The sequence below is a fragment of the Pseudoclavibacter helvolus genome (genome assembly GCF_049707175.1).
GTDB lineage: Bacteria > Actinomycetota > Actinomycetes > Actinomycetales > Microbacteriaceae > Pseudoclavibacter > Pseudoclavibacter helvolus_A.
Genome location: NZ_JBNAFM010000004.1, coordinates 137,376 through 156,159 on the forward strand (window position 1 = coordinate 137,376; position 18,784 = coordinate 156,159).

At 68.1% G+C, this 18,784-nt stretch carries 17 protein-coding genes and 1 pseudogene; 9 read left to right on the top strand and 9 right to left on the bottom strand.

The features are described 5' to 3' along the window. Nucleotides 1-71 precede the first annotated feature (71 nt). On the bottom strand, nucleotides 72-1,112 hold the full coding sequence (locus ACPYN9_RS04705; protein ID WP_424464354.1) for a S41 family peptidase: 1,041 nt from the start codon (nucleotides 1,110-1,112) through the stop codon (nucleotides 72-74). 86 nt (nucleotides 1,113-1,198) lie between these two features. Here ACPYN9_RS04705 and ACPYN9_RS04710 point away from each other — a divergent pair, with 86 nt between their 5' ends. Both ACPYN9_RS04710 and ACPYN9_RS04715 read left to right on the top strand, forming a co-directional pair. Continuing rightward, on the top strand, nucleotides 1,199-1,621 hold the full coding sequence (locus tag ACPYN9_RS04710) for a hypothetical protein (RefSeq protein ID WP_424464356.1): 423 nt from the start codon (nucleotides 1,199-1,201) through the stop codon (nucleotides 1,619-1,621). 157 nt (nucleotides 1,622-1,778) lie between these two features. Beyond that, a complete protein-coding gene (locus tag ACPYN9_RS04715; protein ID WP_424464358.1) occupies nucleotides 1,779-2,270 on the top strand; it encodes a VanZ family protein in 492 nt (163 codons plus the stop codon). 60 nt (nucleotides 2,271-2,330) lie between these two features. Here the strand turns inward: ACPYN9_RS04715 and ACPYN9_RS04720 are convergent, their stop codons facing one another. Continuing rightward, nucleotides 2,331-3,425, bottom strand: coding sequence for a sensor histidine kinase (locus ACPYN9_RS04720; RefSeq protein ID WP_424464360.1), 1,095 nt, complete (start codon nucleotides 3,423-3,425; stop codon nucleotides 2,331-2,333). Between the two features lie 203 nt (nucleotides 3,426-3,628). Further along, a pseudogene (locus ACPYN9_RS04725) lies at nucleotides 3,629-4,282 on the bottom strand (response regulator transcription factor); the annotation flags it as partial. A gap of 86 nt (nucleotides 4,283-4,368) precedes the next feature. Here ACPYN9_RS04725 and ACPYN9_RS04730 point away from each other — a divergent pair. Further along, nucleotides 4,369-5,130, top strand: coding sequence for a M15 family metallopeptidase (locus ACPYN9_RS04730; protein ID WP_424464362.1), 762 nt, complete (start codon nucleotides 4,369-4,371; stop codon nucleotides 5,128-5,130). Here ACPYN9_RS04730 and ACPYN9_RS04735 read toward each other — a convergent pair. The 3 genes from ACPYN9_RS04735 to arfB all read right to left on the bottom strand — a co-directional run bounded on the left by ACPYN9_RS04735 (nucleotide 5,127) and on the right by arfB (nucleotide 7,605). Continuing rightward, the gene (locus ACPYN9_RS04735) at nucleotides 5,127-6,548 is read right to left on the bottom strand and encodes a purine-cytosine permease family protein (protein WP_424464364.1); all 1,422 of its coding nucleotides are present in this window, start codon (nucleotides 6,546-6,548) and stop codon (nucleotides 5,127-5,129) included. The genes ACPYN9_RS04730 and ACPYN9_RS04735 overlap by 4 nt on opposite strands. After that, on the bottom strand, nucleotides 6,545-6,973 hold the full coding sequence (locus tag ACPYN9_RS04740; protein ID WP_424464366.1) for a YybH family protein: 429 nt from the start codon (nucleotides 6,971-6,973) through the stop codon (nucleotides 6,545-6,547). The genes ACPYN9_RS04735 and ACPYN9_RS04740 overlap by 4 nt, the downstream gene beginning before the upstream one ends. A gap of 209 nt (nucleotides 6,974-7,182) precedes the next feature. Next, complete coding sequence (arfB, locus tag ACPYN9_RS04745) at nucleotides 7,183-7,605, bottom strand: alternative ribosome rescue aminoacyl-tRNA hydrolase ArfB (protein ID WP_424464368.1); 423 nt, start codon at nucleotides 7,603-7,605, stop codon at nucleotides 7,183-7,185. A gap of 217 nt (nucleotides 7,606-7,822) precedes the next feature. On the opposite strand from arfB, the gene ACPYN9_RS04750 reads away from it, so the two are divergent. Together ACPYN9_RS04750 and ACPYN9_RS04755 are read left to right on the top strand one after the other, a co-directional pair. After that, entirely contained in the window at nucleotides 7,823-8,500 is a 678-nt protein-coding gene (locus ACPYN9_RS04750; protein ID WP_424464370.1) for a cyclase family protein, read from the top strand. 293 nt (nucleotides 8,501-8,793) lie between these two features. Then, nucleotides 8,794-9,156: a DUF1801 domain-containing protein gene (locus ACPYN9_RS04755; RefSeq protein ID WP_424464372.1), complete on the top strand. Its 363-nt coding sequence runs from the start codon at nucleotides 8,794-8,796 to the stop codon at nucleotides 9,154-9,156. A 64-nt stretch (nucleotides 9,157-9,220) separates the two neighbouring features. Here ACPYN9_RS04755 and ACPYN9_RS04760 read toward each other — a convergent pair whose 3' ends face one another. From ACPYN9_RS04760 to ACPYN9_RS04770, 3 genes are all read right to left on the bottom strand, one after another. Further along, on the bottom strand, nucleotides 9,221-9,823 hold the full coding sequence (locus ACPYN9_RS04760; RefSeq protein WP_424464374.1) for a cysteine hydrolase: 603 nt from the start codon (nucleotides 9,821-9,823) through the stop codon (nucleotides 9,221-9,223). Between the two features lie 9 nt (nucleotides 9,824-9,832). Next, entirely contained in the window at nucleotides 9,833-10,849 is a 1,017-nt protein-coding gene (locus tag ACPYN9_RS04765) for a zinc-dependent alcohol dehydrogenase (protein WP_424464376.1), read from the bottom strand. An 81-nt stretch (nucleotides 10,850-10,930) separates the two neighbouring features. Continuing rightward, entirely contained in the window at nucleotides 10,931-11,764 is an 834-nt protein-coding gene (locus tag ACPYN9_RS04770) for an SDR family oxidoreductase (protein ID WP_424464378.1), read from the bottom strand. A gap of 68 nt (nucleotides 11,765-11,832) precedes the next feature. Here ACPYN9_RS04770 and ACPYN9_RS04775 point away from each other — a divergent pair, with 68 nt between their 5' ends. From ACPYN9_RS04775 to ACPYN9_RS04790, 4 genes are all read left to right on the top strand, one after another. Next, complete coding sequence (locus ACPYN9_RS04775) at nucleotides 11,833-12,429, top strand: TetR/AcrR family transcriptional regulator (protein WP_424464380.1); 597 nt, start codon at nucleotides 11,833-11,835, stop codon at nucleotides 12,427-12,429. 138 nt (nucleotides 12,430-12,567) lie between these two features. After that, nucleotides 12,568-14,469 carry an ABC transporter ATP-binding protein gene (locus ACPYN9_RS04780; RefSeq protein ID WP_424464382.1) on the top strand — a complete coding sequence of 634 codons (1,902 nt, stop codon included), beginning with the start codon at nucleotides 12,568-12,570 and terminating at the stop codon, nucleotides 14,467-14,469. A gap of 62 nt (nucleotides 14,470-14,531) precedes the next feature. Continuing rightward, nucleotides 14,532-15,083, top strand: coding sequence for a HEAT repeat domain-containing protein (locus ACPYN9_RS04785; protein WP_424464384.1), 552 nt, complete (start codon nucleotides 14,532-14,534; stop codon nucleotides 15,081-15,083). A 233-nt stretch (nucleotides 15,084-15,316) separates the two neighbouring features. Further along, nucleotides 15,317-18,730: a hypothetical protein gene (locus ACPYN9_RS04790; protein ID WP_424464385.1), complete on the top strand. Its 3,414-nt coding sequence runs from the start codon at nucleotides 15,317-15,319 to the stop codon at nucleotides 18,728-18,730. The last annotated feature ends 54 nt before the right edge of the window (nucleotides 18,731-18,784 follow it).

The following is an 18,784-nucleotide window of genomic DNA, read 5'->3' on the forward strand; positions in this document are numbered from 1 at the left end:
GCGCCGGGTGCGGGTGGGCGCGGGTCAGCGCCAGGGCCCTATTGACGATCGCTCTTCCGAGCATGCGCGCGTTACGTGCGACATGCCGTACCGATCCACTCGTGCGCAGACTGCTCGGCGTCAAGGCTGATGGCGGGGACATCCGCCGGAATGGGGAGCGGCATGACCGCTCCAGACCGATCCGCGTAGTTGACGATCGTGAGCACAAGCTCGGATCCGTCGCTGAGCACCCATGCATCGTTGCCGGTCGCGCGACCGGCCGTGGGCATACCGAACGTGCGCACGTTTTCCTGCCCGCGGAACGCGGTGATCACCATCTCCGCCGCCGACCCCGTCTCACCATCCTGCAAGATGGCGATCGGGGTGTCTGCACGCGCGGAACCCCGCGCGGGCTCGGGCGCGGCATACGTCAGCGGGGGATTGTTCCCTTCGGACACCTGGGTCTTGGTCACCGAGATCGCCGAAGTCACCCCGTTCCGGTCAACGAAGTTCGCGACCTCCGCCGTATCGAACAGAGGCGAGACTGCGCCGAGCATCGGGTACATGTTCCCGCCCGAGTTACCTCGCAGATCAATGATGAACCCGCAGGTGGCTGCCCCAGCGAGGTTCGCGAGTCCACTCGAACCGACCTCCGCGTACGTGATCGCGGCGTCACCTTCCTGCCCGATCGGCGGCAACGAGATCGTGACGGTCTTGCCCTGCGTTGCCTCGACCTCGGGCGGCGAACCGGGGGCGCTCGCGTACGCCTGCTCTCGCTCCGAGGGCGACATGTACCAGGTATGCACGCCTCCGGCGCTGCTGGCGGCGATGGCGATAGCGTCGCGCGCCTCGTCTAGATCGGCTGCAGTCCGCCCGGCTTCGAGGAGCTCCGCTTTCTGCGCCGACCAGTCACCACCTGCGTAAAGGCCGTGTGCTTCGAGGATCTCTGCCGCCTCCGCCGTGAGCGCTTCCGGAGTCACGCTCGCCGCGGTCGATGTGGGAGTCGCTGTCAGCGAGAGGCCTGCGTCGTCGCGCACTGAGCAGGCAGAAGACAGCAGCAGGGCTGTGCCGGCGAGCCCTGCGAGGGTGGCGCGAGTTCTCTGGCCGACTTTCGTCGCCCTTAATGTCGACATGAGTCCAGGGTACGCAGGCGTCAAAGACCCGGCCTGTCGTCCACCTGGCACTTCCATTCCTTTCGGGAGGCTGATAGGAACACCGTGTGCGCAAGGTCATCCCGCTTCTGCTCGGAGCCACTCTGCTCGGCCTGACCAGCGCGTGCTCATCGGGAGCAGATGGTGAAGCACCCGACGCCGTGGCGGGTCTCTGGGCCGCGCCTGAGGAGGAAGAGTTCAGCGCCTCGGCAAACCCGAAGGGAACGCTCGCCAGGGACGACTCTGGCTGCTGGGGCTTGGCGGTCGAGAGCGGCACGACAGTAGATTTCTACGTCGCCCGATTCCCTTTTGGGACCCATCTCACATCCGACCAGACCGGCATACAACTCGCCGACGGGCGAGGCTTCTCGGAAGGTGATCTCATCGACGGCACTGGAGGATTCGCCTTTGATCGCACCCGCGAGGAGTTAGCTGGCTTGCCAGACAACTGCGCTCCCGATCGGCTTGTCTTCGTCAGCCAGGTGGACTGATCCCACACATCGGTTGCTCGTGCACAGAACCCGAAGCGTGCGGGGAGCCGGAGCAATGCACCGCATGACTGATGATGGGTCAACGCCCCCGAACCTATCGTCCGCGTATCGAATCTGGCATACGCCCTCGCAACACGGGTCTCGGGAGGCTGTAGCCATGAGCTACAGCCGACCGCACCAGACCCTGGAACTCCCGACGCACCCGTCGTCCGTCCACGCGCACCGCGAGCGCGCGCCCCGCGCATCCCGAGTTCTGGTGGCCGCGATCTTCCTCGCGTACCTCGCCGTGCTCACCTGGCTCATCGTATGGAAGCTGGAGGTGCCGTTTGTCGGGTGGGGCGAAACCAGGCACTTCAAGCTCGTCCCGTTCGTGGCGAGCGAGGGGTATGCGGCGAGCAAGCCGCTCGAGGTGCTCGCGAACGTCGCCGTTTTCGTGCCGTTCGGGCTCTGCACGGGCTACCTGTGGCGGGTGGCACCCGGGCCGAAGACGTTCTTCGCGGCTGGCTTCGCGAGCCTCGCCATGGAGACCACGCAGCTCGCGCTCGCCGTCGGCAGCTTCGACACCACCGACATCATCGCGAACACGGTGGGCGCGTTGCTCGGCGCCGCCATCGTCTCGCCGAGTGTGCGCCGTTCGGCGATGAGCTGAACCGAAGAGCGCAGAGCTGAACCGAGCTGAGCGTGCGCCGTTGAGCCGAGCCGCCCCGAACTATATGCCAGCGCCCGCCCCCGCCGCCGGAAGTCGCACGGTCACGCGCAGGCCTCCCCCGTCGCGCGCATCCAGCCGCATCGACCCGCCGTGCGCCTTTACGACGCTCTTCACGATCGCCAGGCCGAGGCCAACGCCCGCGTGGTCGCTCCTGGCCCGCTGCTCTCCGCGCTGGAATGGCTCCGTGAGCGTCGCGAGCAGCGCTTCGCTGACCACGCCGCCGGTGTTCTCTACGACGAGTGTCGCCGCATCCGCCGACGAGCCCGTGACCAGCCGAACCGTGCCGCCGGCCGCGAGGTTGTGCACGATCGCGTTGTGCAGCAGGTTCGTGGTGAGCAGCGAGATGAGCGCGGGCGACCCAACCGTGGTCGCGGCCTCCCCCGCCGTCTCGATGGCGACGCCCCGTTGCTCAGCAAGCGGAAGCAGCGTCTCGGCCGCTTCCTCCGCGACGAGCGACAGGTCGACCGACTCGGTCGCGAACGTGCCATGCTCGGTGCGGCTCAGCACGAGCAGCGCTTCGGTCAGTTCGATGGCGCGCGCATTCACGGAGTGGAGGCGGCCGAGCACCTCGTTGTGGTCGTGGTTCGGGTCTTTCCGGGCGACGTCGAGCAGCGTCTGCGAGATCGCCAGCGGTGTGCGCAGCTCGTGCGAGGCGTTCGCCGCGAACCGCTGCTGCTGGGCGACGTGCGACTCCAGTTGGGCGAGCATCGCGTCGAAGCTGTCAGCGAGGTCCGTGAACTCGTCGCGCTTCCCGTCGAGGCGGATGCGGTGCGACAGCGACCCTGCGGCAGCGGCCCGCGTGGCGTGCGTGATGCGGGTGAGCGGGGCGAGCATCCGTCCCGCCAGGAACCAGCCGCCGCCGAGCGCGAAGACGAGCAGGAAGAGGAGCGCCCACGCCGCTGCGGGCAGGAACGCCCGCACCAGGTCGGTGCGGCCTGGGAAGAACGTCCACTCGCTGGCCATGGCGTCGGTCGGTACGTAGCGGAGGAGGAACGCGTAGACGACCGCGAGCAGTAGCGCCCCGGCGATCATGAGGAAGCCGGCGTAGCTGAGGGCGAGCTTCAGTCGGACACTGAGGCCCCGCTCGCGAGTCACCGGCGGTTGCCCGCGTTTGCGGCGGATGCGCTCGGGCCCGCCTTGCGCGGAGGCGCTTCCGCTGAGACCGACTCGATCGACCCCGACTCGATCGGCCCCGATTCGGTCGGCCCCGGTTCGGTCGACGTCCATTCGGTTGACGCCGTTTCGGGCGAGACCGGTTCACTCGACGCGGGACGTTCCTCGACCGACCCGGCCTCGGCGTCAATGCGGTAGCCGACTCCCGGCACGGTGATGATGAGCCACGGCTCACCGAGGCGCTTGCGCAGCGCGGACACGGTGATGCGCACGGCGTTCGTGAACGGGTCGGCGTTCTCGTCCCACGCCTTCTCGAGGAGCTCTTCCGCGCTGATCACTCCCCCGCCAGCGCCCATCAGCACCTCAAGCACGGCGAACTGCTTGCGGGTGAGTGCAACGTAGCGCCCGTCGCGGTACACCTCGCGGCGGAACGGGTCGAGCTTGAGGCCCGCGATCTCGTGGATGGGCGGGCGGCTGTGCGCGCGGCGGCGGTTGAGGGCGCGCAGGCGCAGCACCAGCTCTTGCAGCTCGAAGGGCTTCGTCAGGTAGTCGTCGGCGCCGAGCTCGAAGCCTGAGGCCTTGTCGTCGAGGCGGTCTGCGGCCGTGAGCATGAGGATGAGCACCCCGCTCTGCGAGGCCACGATGCGCTTCGCGACCTCGTCACCGGACGGGCCGGGGATGTCGCGGTCGAGCACGGCGACGTCGTAGTCGTTGACGCTGAGCAGTTCGAGCGCCGTGTGCCCGTCGCCGGCGATGTCGGCCGCGATCGCCTCGAGGCGGAGCCCGTCGCGGATCGCCTCCGCCATGTAGGGCTCGTCTTCCACCAGCAGCACACGCATGAGCCGATGATACGAGCCGTCGCATATCGCCGGCATATGCGAAAACCGCGACGCCCTGGCAACGTCGCCTCCGGTGAGCTTGCCGCATGACCCTCACCAGCTCGCCCCGCAGCCAGCGCCCGTCGGACGACGCGCCTCCGCTCGACCCGGCTCGACGCCGACGAAGCGTGCGACTGTTTGCGGGCGGCGCATCCCTCGTCGCCCTCGCCGGGCTCGGCGTCGCGTTCTTCGCGGCGCAGCTCGGGCAGAGCACCGTGTCTGCGGTCGAGACGCAGCACCCCGCGACGGTGCTGGCGGCCCCCTCAGACACCGCGCCCACCGATTCAGGTCACGTGGACGGAGCAGCCGACACCGTCGACGGCGGCGCAGAGAGCGGCGACGGCAGCGATAGCTTCGAGAACCCCGACGGGCGCCTCCCGTTCGGCACGAGCGCCTCCGACACCGGATACGCGGGCATCGGCAGGCTCTCGCCGGAGCTGCGCGATGCGCTGCAGGACGCGACCCGCGCTGCCGAGGCCGAGGGCGTGTACCTCCTCGTCAACAGCGGTTGGCGGTCGCCCGAGCTCCAGGCGCAGCTGCTGCAGGATGCGGTCGCCGAGTACGGCTCGGAAGCGGAGGCAGCGAGGTGGGTCGCCACCCCGGAGACCTCCCTCCACGTTTCCGGCGACGCGGTCGACGTGGAGGGCGGCGGCGCATCCGATTGGCTCGCCACGAACGGCGCCGCCTACGGCCTCTGCCAGACCTACCTCAACGAGCCGTGGCACTTCGAGTTTCGAGCGAACGCTGGGGCGAACGGATGCGCGCAGCCGTACCGCGACCCGACCGAGGACCCGAGGCTGAACGGCTAGCGGCGGGGCGGTGCGGCGACTTCGTCGTCGCCGTCGAGCAGGTGGCCGACCTTCGCCGCGTCACGCGGGTCGTCGAGCCCCAGTGGCTTCACGCCGCGGAGCGCCCACGTGAGGGTGAGGTAGAGCACGAAGCTCACGACGAACGCGGGGATGTTCGCGCCGATGGGGCTTGGCGCCACGTAGGCGAGCACGTACGACAGCACCGCGCCGAACACCCACACGAACACGGCGACCCAGTTGACGCCGCGGAAGTACCAGTAGCGGCTATCGGGGCGCTCGAGCAGGATCTGCTGCGTGTAGCCGCGCCGCTTCAGCAGGTAGTAGTCGGCGATCATGATTGCGAACACGGGCACAAAGAAGGCGCTGATGATGAAGAGGAAGTCAGTGAACTGGTTCAGCAGGCCGAGGAACGTCGAGCCGATGACGGAGACGATGCCGAGCACGATTGCGGTCGGCAGGAACCGCAGGTGCCACTTCGACTGCGCATTGACCACCGAGGTCACCATGCCGAACACGACCATCGTGTTCGTCGCCATCACCGAGAGGAAGATGGCGATGCCGAGCGGCCAACCGAACTCGGCCACGATGACGGTGGGGTCGAAGGGAATCGCCTCCCCGCCGCGGAGGATGACGGCGCTGAACGCCACGAGGCCGAGGAACATGGCGATCGACGTCGACAGCGTGTACCCGATGCCGGAGCCGACGACCCCGGCGACGCTGTTCTTGGCGTGCCGGTTCATGTCGGCCGACAGTACGGTCCACGAGATGGCGGTGGCGATGACCATGTCGAGCGTGATGAACGGGGTGCCGCCGAGGGCCGAGTCGACGGGGATGGCGTCGAAGTCGCTGGCACTGAAGGCGCCGAAGGCGGCGGCGAAGACGAAGCCCATGACGGCGAGAATCGCGAGCGCCAGCCACGGCTCGATGCGCGAGATGCCGGTGTGCCCGAAGATCGCGAGCACCACGACGATGCCCTGGCAGAGCGCCGAGAAGAGCATGGGGTTAGAGAAGCCGGTGGCCTCGTACACGAGGTAGTTCACGGTGACGCCGGCGAGCATCGCCTGCACCCAGCTCCACCCCATCAGGATGATGAGGTTCGACGCCGCGGGCACGAGGCTGCCCCTGATGCCGAACGCACCGCGCGTGAGCGCCATCGTGGGCAGGCCGGTGCGGGTTCCCATGTTGCCGACGAGCACGAGCACGATGACGCCGAGCAGCGTGCCGACGACGATCATCGCGGTCGCGGTTCCGAACGAAACGCCGGGTACGAAGAGGGTGCCCGTGAGCAGCGTGGTCACGACGAGGTTGGCCGCGAGCCAGATGAGGGCGATGTGCAGCAGCGACTGCGTGCCGCGCACGGGGCCGGCGGAGTCATCGTGGCCGTCGAGGTTCACGGCCATCGTCTTGGGGCTGGTCATGCTGACGTTCCTTCGAGGGTGGGGGCCGAGTCGCCGGTGGGGGCCGAGAGGTGCTCGTGGATGGCGAGGAGCCGGTCGTCGTCGACGCGGAAGACGATGGTCTCCCGCTCTCGGTACGTCTCGGGCCCGTCGGGCGTCTCGACGCTGGTCTCGACGCTGTGGCTGAATACGGCCCCGCCGGGGAACGCCTGCACGAGCCGGTCGGTCGAGGCGCAGGAGGTGACTCTCCAGCCGTCGGCGAGCCAGCTTGCCCAGAGCGCCTCGTAGGTGGCGCGGGTGTCGAGTCGGGCGGGTTCCGGATGGAACACGAACGACGCGTCTGCGGCGAAGCCAGCGAAATAGGCGTCGGTGTCGGTCGCGGCGAATGCCTCGATGATGGCGTCTGCTGCGGCGAGCACGGCGTCTTCGGATGGGGTGGTGGGCATGCAAGTGCTCCTTTGGACTTGGTGGGTGACGGATGCGCCGCGCGTCGCGAGGCGACAGCCCGCTCCACGTTGACCAGCACACACCTGAATCCCGTGATCGTCCAGGGAGTAATCGAACAAAATTCGGAAAGTTCTGGGCGAAATGTCCGGCCGTGAGCGGATGCGCGGCGATCGGCCCGCTGCGGCCGGCCGGCGGTGAGCGAGTCGCGTCAGTCGTCGGTCGGGCGTCGCCGCTGTCGCTTCGTCGCCGAGCGCTGCCCTTTCGACTCGAGGCGTCGCCGCTGCGAGCCCTTCGTCGGCTTGGTGGGGCGACGCTTCGGCCCAGGCGGGGCGAGCGCGGCTCGGACGAGGTCTGTGAGCTTCGCGAGCGCGGACTCGCGGTTGCGCAGCTGCGAGCGTTGCTCCGAGGCGGCCACCGTGAGCACGCCGTCGACGAGACGCTTCTCGAGCCGGCTCAGGAGCATCCGCCGCCGATCCTCGGTGAGCACCGACGACTCGCTGATATTCCAGGAGAGCTCGACGCGGCTGTCGGTGGTGTTCACGTGCTGGCCGCCGGGGCCGGAGGATCGCGAGAAGCGCCAGCCGAGCTCACCGGCCGGAATCGTGAGCGAGCGCGACACCTCCAAGTCCATGGGTCAAGCCTCGCACGGGCACCGCGGCACGCGCTGCCGCCCGCATCCACCCGCCCTCGCCGCAGCCCGCATTCACACCCTCGCCGCGGCCCGCATCCACACGGGATAACCAGCTTCGTTGTGCGACGAAGGTGCATCTTTCGTGTGGATGCTGCGCGCGGGGCGGGCAGGGGCTGCGCGAGCCCGCAGGACGACCGTCGAAGCCTAGGGTGGCAGCATGGGCCAACCTGTTCGGAAGATCGTCGACCTCACGCATCCGTTGACCACCGGCATGCAGATTTACCCTGGCGACCCCGAGGTGCAGCTCGCGCCGGCCGCGTCGCTCGCCGAGGAGGGCGTCGTCGTTCACTCGCTGCACCTCGGGTCGCACAGTGGCACGCACCTGGATGCGCCCTCGCACTCGATCGCGGGTGGCGCGACCGTCGAGACCATCGACCTCGGGCGACTATTTGCTCCCCTCCACGTCGTCGACGTGTCGGGGCTCGCGCTCCCCGGTCGGCGCATCCACCTCGCCGACGTCGACGGGCAGCTGTCGAACGTCGAGCCCGGGGCGGTCGTCGTGTTCCGAACCGGCTGGTCGGAGCAGTTCGGCGAGCCGGGGTACCTCGAGCACCCGTTCCTTGATGCGCGCATCGCCTCGCACCTGCTCGAGGCCGGCGTGGATGTGGTCGGCGTCGACACCCTGAGCCCCGATCGCACCGACGTGAGCGCGGCATCCGCGGACCTGCCGTTCCATGATGTGTTCCTCGGCGCCGGCGGTGTGATCATCGAGAACCTGACGGGCCTCGACGCAGTTGGCGCCCTCGTGCAACCCTGGATCTCGGCGCTCCCGCTCCCCTTCACCGGCCTCGACGGCTCGCCCGTGCGCGCGGTCGCGTTCTCCCGCGACTCCTGACCACGCCGGCAACGTGAGCGTCGCGGTTGCGACCGCGGCATACCCCCGAACCGCGACCGCGACCTGGCCCTGCGTCGCACCCTCCACACCTCGAGCGACCCGCTTGCTATCGTGGTGCCCGGCACATTCCGTGCCCTCGCGCAGTCGATGACGAAGTGCTCGTCTGACACATCCGCGGAGAGAACTGGCCCCGGCCAGGACACGTCCGCGGTGGAGATTGCGCAACCCGCCCCGCCCGGGGTGGGTTGTGTTCACCATGCCGCGGATGCGGCGCGAGCGAAGGGTGGAACCCCATGTCCACAACCAAGACAGACAAGGCGACGAAGGACCTCCAGGAGGTCGTCGACAAGATCGCCTCCTGGCCAGCACCGTACGCCGAGATCGGCGAGAAGCTGCACGCCACGATCCTGAGCGCCGGCCCGAAGGTGAAGCCGCGCATCTGGTACGGCATGCCGGGCTACGCGACGGGACGCAGCACGCCCGTGCTCGTCTTTTTCCGCCTCGACGACGGCGTGATGTCGTTCGGCATCTCCGAGAAGGCGCGAGTCGAGCGCGAGGCGGGCAGCACGCTGCGCCCCTCCGCCTGGTTCCTCGACGAGATCGACAACGCGACCCTCGAGAAGATTGGTGGGCTCGTGCGCGTCGCGTTCTCCTGACCGCGGGCGCGGCCAGCCGCTCCGCACCTGAGCGGAACGGCTGGCCTCCCTGCAACGGGCCTGATTACGACTGACCCCGCTCCGGCTGGCCAGCTGGGCCGGTGTTCTCGATGTCGGCGCCCGCTTCCAGCGCTTGCAGCACCTCTGCGGTGGTACCGACCTCAGCGAGCGCCGGAAACACGTTCGCGAGCGAATGCTCGTGCGCCGCTGGCCGCGGGTCGGAGATCGCGTCGCGGACGACGACCACGTTGTACCCGAGGTCGTAGGCGGCTCGGGCCGTCGACTCGATGCCGAACGTTGTCGCGAGGCCGACGAGCACGAGCTGCGTCACTCCCCTGGCTCGCAGCTGCGCGTCCAGGTCGGTGCCCGAGAAGGCGCTCAGCGCGGACCGCGAGACGAGAAGCTCTTCGGTGCCGACGACCAGGCCGTCATCGAGTGCGAGGAGGGCATCCGGCCAGACCCGGCCGCCGGCACCCGCCGCAGTGCGACCGAGTGGGGTGCCGGTCGAGATCGCGAACGCGACGGAACTTCCGGCGGCGCGGAACCGCGCGAGCAGCGCGGCTACACGCTCCCGCACCTGCGCGAGCGGAACCGCGGCCGCGTTGCCGACCGTGAGCGCCTGGAGGTCGACGACGACGAGCGCCGCCTTGGGGTCGAGGGTGAGCATCCGCCGCCCCTACTCGAAGACCACGACGACTTTGTCGGTTGCGCCGGGGGTCGCGGCCAACGCGAGTGCCCGGTCGACCTCAGCGAACGGCACGACGTCGCTGATGATGTGCTGGTACTGCTCCCACTGCGCGATGATCGAGTCGGTGACCTCGAAGATCTCGGTCGGGTAGCCCATGGACAAGCGAATATCGACTTCGCTCGTGAGGATCTCCTGCAGGTCGATCTCGACGGGCGTCTTGTGCACGGCGACGATCGTCAGCACGGCCCGGTTCTTGGCGGCGTCGAGCGCAGTCTTGATGACCACGGGAACGCCTGCCGCGTCGTAGTAGACGTCGGTGGCGGGCTTGGTGCCGCGGCCCATGAAGCCGGGCACCTCGCCGTGCAACTCCTTGAGGCGCTCGGCGACGTTCTCCTCGGCCGAGTTGATGACCGCATCCGCACCCACGAGCAGCGCCTTCTCGAGGCGGTTCGGCACGACGTCGACGACGACCACGTGCTCGACGCCCTTCGACTTGAAGCCGATCGCGGCCCCGAGCCCCACGGGACCCGCCCCGAAGACGACGACCTTCGAGCCGGCGCCCGCGCCCGAGCGGTTCACGCCGTGATAAGCGACGGCCATGGGTTCGTTGAGGGCCGCGACTTCCCAGGGGACGTGTGACGGAATGACGCGGAAGTGCACGCCCGGCTTGGCGTCGAACAGCACAATCTCCTCGGCGAGCGCGCCCTGCGCGCCGCCGTTGCCGATGATGCCGTCACGGTTGGCCATGGGGTTGATGACGACGTGGTCCCCGACGGCGACGCCCTCGACGTTCGCGCCGACCTGCACGACTTCACCCGCTGGCTCGTGGCCGAGCGGTGTCTTCCCGATGCGGGGTGGGATACCGCCGTTGTGTACGTAGAACACGTCCGAGCCGCAGATGCCGCACGCTCTGACGCGCACCACGACGTCCGCCTCCCCCGCATCCGGTCGCTCGGCCTGCAGGAGTTCGGCTTTGTCGGGGCCGATGACGATGAATGAGTCCACTGGGTTGCTCTTTTCTTGCGTGTGCGTGCGTGTGTCTTGCGATCTGGGTGCGGATGCCGCTGGTGCGCGGATGCGCGTGCTTCAGCGCCCGGGGAGGGGAACGCGACCTGAGGTCACGGCCGCGACATTGCCGCCGTCAACGAGCAGGTCGATGCCGGTGATGTAGGTGGCCTGTGGGCCGACGAGGAAGGTGACGGCGTCGGCGATGTCGCTCGGTGTGCCGATGCGGCCGGTTCCGGAGTGCTCGACCATGGCGCGCATGAACGCGCCGGAGGGGCTGTCGAGTTCGAGGCGCCCCATGGCGGTCGAGATGACGCCGGGGCTGACGCTGTTGATGCGGGCGCCGCGCTTGCCCCAGGTGCCGCTGGCGTGCTGCACCTGGATGCGGTTCGCCTGCTTCGAGAGGCCGTAGGCGATGCCGGCGTTGCCGAGCGCGTCCGGGGCGAAAAAAGGCAGTTCGAGGAGGCCCTCTGGAGTGGATTCGCGGATCGCCTGAGCCTGCTCGGGTGAGAACGGCGGGGTGAGGTAGCTCGAGGAGCTCGAGATGACGACGCCCGCTCCCCCTGGCGCGACGACGTTGCCGAACGCTTCGAGCACGAGCGCCGCGCCGAGGAGGTCGATACGCAGCACCGCTTCGAGCGGCGCCTGGGTGGGCGAGACCCCGGCCGTGTGCACCACCTGCGCGACCGACCCGAGCTCAGCGGCGGCCGCGGCGAGCGCCTCGACCGACTCGCGCGAGGAGACGTCGACCTTCGCGGTACGTACATCGAAGCCGTCGGTCTCCATGGATGCGGAGAGGCGGTCGAGCAGGTCTGTGTTGGAGTCCGCGAGGAGCGTCGTGCGGCCGACGGCGAGTCGCCTCGCGATGGTCTCGCCCATTCCTCCGGCGCCGATGATGACCAGGACATCCGACATGGTGCCTCCTTTGGCAACAGGTTATTTACGAGACATTATGCACCGTAAATCGCGGATAGCCTGTGAGCATGAAACCTGCCACGGCACAGCGAGGGCGTCCGAGGAGCGAAGCGTCGCGCCAGGCGATCCTCGCCGCCACGCGAGATCTGCTGCTCGAGGGCGACTACGACTCGTTGACGATGCTCGAGATCGCGAAGCAGGCGGGCGTGGGCAGGCAGACCGTGTACCGCTGGTGGGGTTCGAAGGCGGCCGTGGTGGCCGACTGCGTCGTTGAGGGGCTGGTCGCGTTTCCCCTCAAGACGCCTGCGGCGACGGGAGACCCGGACGAGGACCTGCGCGTCTGGCTCGAGCTGTCGCACGAGCGCCTCGCGTCGCCGTCCACGGCGCCGCTCGTGCGCGCGTTGACGGCCGCGGCGACAACGGATGCGGACGCGACGGAGAAGATGGCCGAACTGTTCACCCCCGTCCGCGAGTCGATGCGGTCGTCACTTGCCGCCGCCATCGACACGGGCGCGATACGCGCGGGCACGGACCCCGATGCCGTCGTTGACCTCCTTGTCGGAAGCCTCATCTACGCGGTCGTCAGCCGCGACGCATCCGCCCGCGATCGCCTGCAGGCAGCGCTCGACGTGGTGCTCACCGGGATACGGGCGGAGCGGGCGTAGCGCTCGATCACGGCAGAGCGACGCCGACGGTCGCCGCCATGCCCTCTCGCCTGGAACGTTCTGCGCCCCTAGCGGACAACCCCGAACTTGGGCGGCTCGAAGCCTAAGCTGAGCCGTCTGCTGACGGAGGGAACCGCTATGAGCATGGAAGGCGCGGCCTGGAGTTCGCTGTACAAGATCTCGGACGCCAAGGGCGGCAAGAACGGCATTTCCCGTGAGTCCGTGCGGCGGATCCTGAAGTTCGCGGTGCCCTACAGGTCCAAGCTGGTCATCTTCATCGCCCTGTCGATCGTGGGAGCGTTCCTCGCGGTCGCGACGCCCGTGCTCGCCGGGCGGGTGGTCGACGTCATCGTCGCCAAGGGCGCGCTCTCGACGATCGTCTGGCTCGCCGTCCTCATCGCCCTCGTGGCCATCGCCGACGCCGCCGTGTCACTTCTGACGCGCTGGTTTTCGGCAAGGATCGGCGAAGGCGTGATTCTCGACCTCCGTACCGCCGTCTTCAACCACGTGCAGAAGATGCCGATCGCGTTCTTCACCCGCACGCGCACGGGTGCCCTCGTGAGCCGCCTCAACAACGATGTGATCGGCGCGCAGCAGGCGTTCAGTGGCACCTTGTCGGGCGTGGTCACGAACCTCGTGGCGCTCATCCTGACCCTCATCGTCATGCTCAGCACGTCTTGGCTCGTGACAGTGCTGGCCGTGGTCATGCTGCCGATCTTCCTCATTCCCGCGCGCCGCATGGGCAGCCGGCTCGCTGCCCTGCGCCGCGAGGCCGCAGACCACAACTCGGCCATGAGCACGCAGATGACCGAGCGGTTCTCGGCGCCCGGCGCCACCCTCGTGAAGCTGTTCGGCCGGCCGGATGAGGAGGCTGAGGAGTTCCGAGTGCGCGCGGCTCGGGTGCGCGACATCGGGGTGCGCACCGCGATGCTGCAGTTCGTCTTCTTCACCGCGCTGATGCTCGTCTCGGCGCTTGCCCTCGCCCTCGTCTACGGGCTCGGCGGCGCTCTCGCGCTGGGCGGTCAGCTCGAGACCGGCGACGTGGTCACCCTCGCGCTGCTCCTCACCCGCCTGTACGCGCCGCTGACGAGCCTCGCGAACGCGCGGGTCGAGATCATGAGCGCCGTGGTCAGCTTCGAGCGAGTCTTTGAGGTGCTGGATCTCGAGCCGCTCATTCAGGAGAAGCCCGGCGCCGCGACCGTGCCCGAGGGGCCAGTGTCGGTCGAGTTCGACGACGTGCACTTCGGTTACCCGTCGGCCGACAAGGTGTCGCTCGCCTCACTCGAGGAGGTTGCGACGCTGGATACGCGCGGCGGCGAGGAGGTACTGCACGGCGTCTCGTTCCGGATCGAGCCGGGGCAGACCGTCGCCCTCGTCGGCACGTCTGGTGCCGGCAAGTCCACGATCGCGCAGCTCCTCTCGCGCCTGTACGACGTCGACAGCGGCGCCGTGCGTCTCGCCGGGGCGGATGTCCGCGACGTCACCTTCGCCTCCATGCGGCACACGCTTGGCATGGTGACGCAGGATGGCCACCTCTTCCACGAGACGATCATGTCCAACTTGCGCCTCGCGCGCCCCGATGCGACCGACGGTGAGGTGTGGGATGCGGTGCGCCGCGCGCGACTTGAGCCGCTCATCCGCTCGCTGCCCGACCAGCTGGACACGATGGTGGGCGAACGCGGCTACCGGCTCTCGGGCGGTGAGCGCCAGCGGATGACCATCGCGAGGCTGCTGCTCGCCCAGCCTCGCGTCGTAATCCTCGACGAGGCGACGGCGGCGCTCGACTCGACGTCGGAGGCCGCCGTGCAGGCGGCGCTGAGCGAGGCACTCGAGGGGCGTACGGCGATGGTGATCGCGCACCGGCTGTCCACCATCCGCAGCGCTGACCAGATTCTTGTGATCGAGGACGGCTCGATTGTGGAGCGCGGTACGCACGAGGAGTTGCTCGCTGCGGCCGGGCGCTACGAGGAACTGCACCGCACACAGTTCGCGGTGCAGAAGAATGTGGCGGCGGATGAGGATGCGGCGGGCGGTTCCTGAGTTCGCAGCGGGAAGGTGCTTGGGGGCATGTGTCCACGGCTCGGTCCGCGTAGGGTGAGCTGATGGCTGAAACCTCCGCTTCAAACCCTGCGCCCGTTCCCGTCGAACTCCCGCTCGAGCAGCGGCTGGCGGCTGCCGTCGAGCGATACGGCCAGTCCGAGTTCGTTCGGCGAGTGCTCCACCTCATCAAGGGGTATGACGAAGGCGACGACCTTCTTCTCTTCGTTGGCGGCGATCACGCGCAAGGAATCCTCGATGGTGCGCCCGTGCTCTATTGGCCCGAGCTCTGGGGCACCCGAGCGTTGCTGTATGTCTGGGATGTGTCGGCGGCACCTGCCGTGATCGGCACGCTCGGCAACCCGGCTTGGCGCGTCCGTGAAATGGGAGCCAGGGTTGTCGCGGCGCGTGAGATCCCAGCAGTGGCCGAGCTTGCCGGGCTGCTCGGCGACAGCGTGGCTCGAGTGCGCTCGGCGGCCGCGAGGGCGCTGGGCGCCGTCGGCGCGCTTGAAGACGTGGACCGCTTGCGCCCACTGCTCAAGGACCCCGAAATCGACGTGCGGCGCAGTGCGCAGCAGAGCATCGACGCGCTGCGCGCGAGGTTCCCGAGAGGCTAAGGGGCGTCGCGCTTGAGTTCGATCCGCCGACTTCTCACCGGAATATGAGGCGCGACCGCAGCAGACCGCGTTCGTTCCGCACAGAGCAACACAGCTGGGTCAACAGGCAGAAAAGGTCTACTTCCTCCTAGGTGTAGGCAAAACCTTAGACGATCCGCGTAATTTTCGCCGTGCTACGGAAACCTTGACAAGAGGAGCTAAGGCTGGGCGCAACGTGCCCATAGGCTAGGCGCATGATTACCGGTGGGGTCGCGGCCGCTTTCGGCTTCGTCTATCAGAACCTCGTCACGGTCGAACTGCTGCTCAACTTATATGAGTCCCCCTCCACCGACTGGCTCGTCGCGGTCGATCTGAACGGGCAGGACTCCGCGGACATCCTCGTCTACCCGCACCCTGGAGCCCCTCCCGACAGTGCCACACAGGTCAAGGCGTCGTTTCCGTCATCCGCGACCACGCTGACGAGGCCGGAAGCTGAGCAGCTGTTTGCGGCAATAGCCGCAGAACATCCCGCTGCCACGGAGAGAGTGGTGCGGACCAACCGCCCCCTCACCAAGCCGGCGGCCAAGTTACGGGACAGCCTGCGGCCTCAACCGCCAAGAGCCGGTGCGATCCGCGAGAGGATCGACGCGCGGGACGAGGACGTGCGGTCTATCAGCGATCAGCTGATCGACCGCATCTCACGGCTACGTCGGCGCGGCGGGATCGGGGTTCAGGTTCATAGTATCCTGCTGACCCTGATGCTGGACATGGTCCAGAAATGTGGATCCCAGGTCTCCGCTCAGTTGATTAGCCGGCCCATGGTGGAAGCCATCCTCGACGAGTCCACCGCCACCCTCGCCGATGCCGCGGGGCGGCGCGGCTGGGGTCTCACCTATGGTGCACCCACCCCCGACGCCGTCGAGCGTCCCGAGATCTTCAGCTTCCTCTCCCAGGCCCTCTGTGACGGGGCGCTGCACAGCGGGGTGCCCCGCGCTGCCGTCCTCGCGGGATCGCAGGGGACCGGCAAGTCCGTGGCCACAGGCCTGTGGGCGGCCGAGCGGCGAGAGCGCTACGCGCTCACGATTTGGCTAGATGCGACCTCATCCGCGCGGCTCGCTGAGCAGGCGCCGTCGCTGATCCGCTGGCTCGGTGGAGACGCGACCCCGACCGTCGGCTCTGGCACCGATCCAACCGGGGCGAGCGACGCTGCACCCACCCCGGAGGATCTCGCACAGTCCTTCCAGGACGCGCTCGCCGCACTCCCGGTCCCCTGGCTGCTCGTGCTCGACGGAGCTGTCGATCCCGCCGACCTTCGGCCCTGGATCCCGGCATCCGGCTACGGCCACACAGCCATCACGACGCACCGCGGCGACTGGCCGCGCGATCTCGCACCGCAGCTCGTCATCGACGCGATGCCGGATACCGCTGCGACGGCGCTTATCCGACACCGACTGGCCGGTCCCGGATCCAGCTGGGAGGAACCGCTCGATCCGATCGCGATCGACTTCGCGTGCCGTCTCGGCCGGTGGCCTCTCGCGATCGATCTGGCGTGCGCCTGGGTGCGCCGGCTCGGCGGTGACCTTTCACAGCTGCCCGACTTCACAGCCCGGCTGGAACGCTTCGACTTAACCGAAGAGGAGGGCGCGGGCCTCGGGGGATATCCCCGCGCCGTCGGCATCCTGGTGCGTGAGCTGTGGGATTCGCTGTCCGCGCCAGCGCAGTGGGTACTCGCGATGGTCGTGGTCAGCGGAGGGTCTTCCGTTCCCGCCGGCCTCGTCGAGGACTGGGAGCGGAGGGTGCGCGCGCAGTCTGCACTCACCATCGACACGCGTGCGGCAGTGCGCGAACTCGTCAGTGTCTCGCTGCTGACCACTCGACTGCGAAGAGACGCCGACTCGATCTCCCGATACGACGAGATCTTCAGCGCCCATGACGGCATCCGAATCACACTCGACAAGGCAGGGATCGGCGTGCCCGACGCTCTCGCTTTCGTCTGGCTAGAAGTGTGCGCGGAGGCATTGCTCGGTGCGATCGGGCCAGGGCGGATAACAGATGCCGAGGCGCTCGCAACACCGATCAGCTCGTTCCTCAAGGGCATGCTCGTCGCCACGACAGAGGAAGCCAGTCATCAGGACCCTGGTGGTATCGCGCCCCGAGTCCCAGGCCGCGCGGATCAGACTGAGGATGCCGAGGGTGTGGCGGCCGACGAAACCTACGTCCGGGCGTTGCGCCGAGCGCTGCGCATGATGGCGACCACGGTGATGCACAACCTCGGCTCCCTCGACCTGTTGTCAGGGAGATTCGAGCGCGCGGCATTCTGGCTCTCATCTGCCGTGGAAGTGCGGGAACGCCTCGGCACCGCTGTTGACGGAAAGCACAGACCGAACTTCGCCGCTACGCAGATCCAGACCCTCGGGCAGCTGATCCAGGCCGAGGCGCGCAGGCGAACTTTCGACAATATCCGTGCCCTCGCACTGCGCGCTCTTATGTACGCAGAGGATCCGCAGGTGTTCGACGTCTCCGGAATCGACCCGCCCATCGCCGCGGTGCTCCACGGCATCGCAGAGAACACCCACATAGCCTCCGAGGACTGCGCAGATCTGCGCGCGCGGATCGAGCAGTCGCTAAACGGTCGCGACACCGCACCCCGCGCCTCGACCGCACTCGCCGCACGGGTGCAAGAGTTCGGCGTCGCAACGCGGCAGGCATCCGCACTCGCCGAGGAGGAGCAGTGGTCGCGCGCAGTGGAGGCGGTGCTCGCCGCGGTCACTCCCTCTGCGCTCGACGGCGCCTTACTCAGCGAGAGCGTCGAGGCGGTGCTGGATGTCGCGCTTCTCCTGATCCGCTCGATGCTCCTGCGATCCCCTGACACGCTCCCGGCCTCCTGGCTGCCCGCGTTTCGCAGTCTGTCCGAATGGTGCGGATCCGTCGAGATCGCCGATCAGCGGCAGCGAGTGAAGGCATCGTTCCTAGCTCCGATCGCGGAGGCAGACCGGAAGGGACTTGACCGAGCAATCGGGGGCACGGCGACGGTGGTAGCGGGTGACCAGCAACTGGAAGCATGGAGGCAGTTCGCCATCTTCACGTGGGAGTGGCTCGACCGTCCCCCCAACGACGTCCTCTCCGCGTTGGGCCCTATGGTGCCGGGAATATTCGCCTTCCGCCGGGTCGGAATTTCGGAGGATACTCTGTTTCGGCCGGTGCTGCACGAGGGAAGGGTCGGACTTATCGTGCACACGCCGGGATTGTTGGTGCGGACTGCGGACGGCGAGACCGACCATGCCCGACACACCTTGCGCGAGCACGGATTCCCCGACGGATCGAATGGGTCCCGGGCCATACCCCGGGTCGCCGAAGGGTGGAGCCTGCAGATATCCGAAGAACGCGGGTATGAGCTGGCCAATCCCCGGGGCGAGGTGCTCTTCGTGTTCAAGCCCGCGGCGAACACGCCGGGGTACGCACAAATAGATGCCTGGCGCGAAGCCATGGGTCGGGCCGGGATAGTGACCATCATCTGCCGGGATCCCGCCGATTCCGAGCCTGCCGAAGTCTTCGCAACGCCGGAACAGGCTCTGGTGATGGTGGTCCGTACGGAACAGAGCCGCTCGCAGGGCACAGGCCTGAGGGGGCTGATCGCGCAGCTTCGCGGGGGCTTTCGACGTAGCTAATACGCATAGTTCGAGGCCGAACGGATCAAGCGTCTGCCGACGTGGATCCCGGTC

Coding starts and splice junctions, on each gene's coding strand:
- ACPYN9_RS04780 (WP_424464382.1), top strand. CDS start 12,568: ATGAGCATGGAAGGCGCGGCCTGGAGTTCGCTGTACAAGATCTCGGAC.
- ACPYN9_RS04790 (WP_424464385.1), top strand. CDS start 15,317: ATGATTACCGGTGGGGTCGCGGCCGCTTTCGGCTTCGTCTATCAGAAC.
- arfB (WP_424464368.1), bottom strand. CDS start 7,605: ATGGACTTGGAGGTGTCGCGCTCGCTCACGATTCCGGCCGGTGAGCTC.
- ACPYN9_RS04750 (WP_424464370.1), top strand. CDS start 7,823: ATGGGCCAACCTGTTCGGAAGATCGTCGACCTCACGCATCCGTTGACC.
- ACPYN9_RS04785 (WP_424464384.1), top strand. CDS start 14,532: ATGGCTGAAACCTCCGCTTCAAACCCTGCGCCCGTTCCCGTCGAACTC.
- ACPYN9_RS04760 (WP_424464374.1), bottom strand. CDS start 9,823: ATGCTCACCCTCGACCCCAAGGCGGCGCTCGTCGTCGTCGACCTCCAG.
- ACPYN9_RS04770 (WP_424464378.1), bottom strand. CDS start 11,764: ATGTCGGATGTCCTGGTCATCATCGGCGCCGGAGGAATGGGCGAGACC.
- ACPYN9_RS04735 (WP_424464364.1), bottom strand. CDS start 6,548: ATGACCAGCCCCAAGACGATGGCCGTGAACCTCGACGGCCACGATGAC.
- ACPYN9_RS04755 (WP_424464372.1), top strand. CDS start 8,794: ATGTCCACAACCAAGACAGACAAGGCGACGAAGGACCTCCAGGAGGTC.
- ACPYN9_RS04715 (WP_424464358.1), top strand. CDS start 1,779: ATGAGCTACAGCCGACCGCACCAGACCCTGGAACTCCCGACGCACCCG.
- ACPYN9_RS04775 (WP_424464380.1), top strand. CDS start 11,833: ATGAAACCTGCCACGGCACAGCGAGGGCGTCCGAGGAGCGAAGCGTCG.
- ACPYN9_RS04705 (WP_424464354.1), bottom strand. CDS start 1,112: ATGTCGACATTAAGGGCGACGAAAGTCGGCCAGAGAACTCGCGCCACC.
- ACPYN9_RS04730 (WP_424464362.1), top strand. CDS start 4,369: ATGACCCTCACCAGCTCGCCCCGCAGCCAGCGCCCGTCGGACGACGCG.
- ACPYN9_RS04740 (WP_424464366.1), bottom strand. CDS start 6,973: ATGCCCACCACCCCATCCGAAGACGCCGTGCTCGCCGCAGCAGACGCC.